The sequence below is a fragment of the Acidobacteriota bacterium genome (assembly GCA_034211275.1).
Taxonomy (GTDB): Bacteria; Acidobacteriota; Thermoanaerobaculia; order Multivoradales; family JAHZIX01; genus JAGQSE01.
In genome coordinates this window covers 1-2,267 of record JAXHTF010000364.1, presented here as the reverse complement: position 1 = coordinate 2,267, position 2,267 = coordinate 1, and the positions used below count along the sequence as shown (strand labels likewise).

At 68.5% G+C, this 2,267-nt stretch carries 2 protein-coding genes; both read left to right on the top strand.

Annotated features, from left to right (window positions below):
- The first annotated feature begins 202 nt into the window (after nt 1-202).
- Complete coding sequence (locus SX243_26020) at nt 203-1,627, top strand: nicotinate phosphoribosyltransferase (GenBank protein MDY7096443.1); 1,425 nt, start codon at nt 203-205, stop codon at nt 1,625-1,627.
- Nucleotides 1,628-1,640: 13 nt separating this feature from the next.
- Nucleotides 1,641-2,267, top strand: a 627-nt coding sequence (locus SX243_26015) for a DUF2723 domain-containing protein (GenBank protein ID MDY7096442.1), incomplete at its 3' end; no start/stop codon positions are given.

Sequence of the window (2,267 nt, the reverse complement as noted above, 5' to 3'; positions counted from 1 at the left end):
CACAGCTCGGCAGGGACCGTTCCTGCGTGGGCGTCGGTGGTCGGGCCCTGCGGTGGCCAGGGGGCCATCCTCGGATCCCGCCACCGCCTCATACCGGCAGTGGATGACGGAAAGCTGGGGAGGAGTGAAAGAGAGTGGTGTCGCTATGGAAGAAAAGCATTGGAGACGATAAGGCCGATTCCGATACACTGCGGCTCAACCTATGAATTTGAGCAGCTTCTCCCTGGGGCCCGACGACCTGGCCTTCGCGACGGATCTCTACCAGCTGACCATGGCGGCGGCCTACCATGGGCGGCCGGAGGCGCCTCGGGCTTGTTTCGAGCTCTTCGTGCGCCGCCTGCCGGAGCACCGCAACTTCCTCGTCTTCGCCGGCCTCGAGCAGGCCGTGGCGGCGTTGCGGGAGATGCGCTTCACCGGCGAGCATATCGACTACCTGCGGAGCCTCGACTCCTTCGGCGGGATCCCCGACTCCTTCTTTCAATATCTCCGAGACTTCCGCTTCCGCGCCGACCTCGACGCCGCCGCCGAGGGCACCGTCTTCTTTCCCACGGAGCCCATGCTGCGGGTCACCGGTTCCCTGGTGGAAGCCCAGCTGGTGGAGACCCTGCTTCTCTCCATCCTCAACTTCCAGACCGCCGTCGCCTCCAAGGCCGCCCGCATGGTGATGGCGGCGGAGAAGCCAGCGGAGGCTCCGGTAGCCAAGCTCGCCGAGTTCGGTAGCCGCCGGGCCCATGGCCCCCAGGCCGCCGCCTGGGTCGCCCGGGCGGCCTACCTCGCCGGCTTCGGCGCCACCTCCAATGTGCTGGCGGGCCAGCGCATGGGGATTCCGGTGATGGGCACCATGGCCCACAGCTTCGTCCAAAGCTTTCAGCGGGAGGAAGACGCCTTCCGCCACTACCAGAGCTTGTTCCCCGGCCAGACGATTTACCTCGTCGACACCTACGACACCGTCGAGGGAGTGCGCAAAGCCGTCGAGCTGGGGCTGCCCTTCAGCGGCGTGCGCCTCGACAGCGGGGATCTCGGAGAGCTGGCCCGGCGCTCCCGGGAAGTGCTCGACCAAGGGGGATGGGCCGACGCGCAGATCTTCGGCTCCGGCGATCTCGACGAATATCGCATCGAAACCCTACGCCGGGAGGGGGCCCCCTTCGACGCCTTCGGCATCGGCACTCAGCTCGCCTCCATTGCCGACGCGCCGCACCTCGGGGGCGTGTACAAATTGGTGGCGGTGGAGAAGGACGGACGGTGGCGCCCGCGGCTCAAGAAGAGTAGCGGCAAGGCGACCTATCCCGGCCGCAAACAGGTCTTCCGGACCGAGGAGGATGGAACCTTCACCCGGGACCGCATCGTGCCTCTGGACTCGATGGAGGGCGAGCCGGGCGCGGGGCCGGGCTCCCAGCCACCGCCGCAGGGCGAGGAGGCGCTGCTGCGACCCATCCTGCGCGGCGGCGAGCTGGTTCCGGAGTCGTCGGAGGCTTGGTCCCTGGAAGCAGGGCGGGGGCGGTGCCGGGAACAGCTGCGCAGACTGCCGGAGCGCCTGCGCGCCCTGAGGGTGGCGGAAGAGCCCTATGCCGTGGGCATCCATCCCCAAATCGAGGAGCTCCAGCGGAGCGGAGGCCCGGTGGAATGAGCGGTGGGTTCCCATGACTCCTCGATCCCTCCCACGCCTGGCCTGGGTGCTGGCCGCCGGTGCTGGCCTCCTGCGCGTGCCCTTCGCCGCCCAAAGACTGTGGGATCACGACTCGGTGCAATTTGCTCTCGGGGTCGAGGCCTTCGACCTCGCGGCCCATCATCCCCATCCACCGGGCTACCCGGTCTACATCGCTGCTCTCAAAGCGCTGGATTGGCTCGGGGTGGCCCCCCTCCACGGGATGGTGGCGTTGTCCATCCTCGGCGGCATGGTGGGCACCGGGCTGATGGTCTTGCTCACCGCCCGGCTTCTGGGGTGGGAGCCGGAGGTGCCGGGGCAGGGAGTGCTGGGGGAGCCAGCCCTCGGCGGTGGCTGGAGTCAAGAGCCCCTCTCCGGTCCGGCACCGCCCTTCGCCGGGGGCCTTCTGGCAGGATTGCTCTACGCCACCAGCCCGCTGCTGTGGTTTTACGGCGAGCTACCACTGGTCTACGCGGTAGAGGGCGGGCTCAGCGTCGCCGTGGCCTACGGCGCCGTCACCATGGGCGTCAGTCGCCGTCACTTCGTCGCCGCCTCGGTGGTCTTCGCCCTGGCCGCGGGCATCCGCCCGTCTACCGGAGTGCTGTTGGCACCGCTCTTCCTC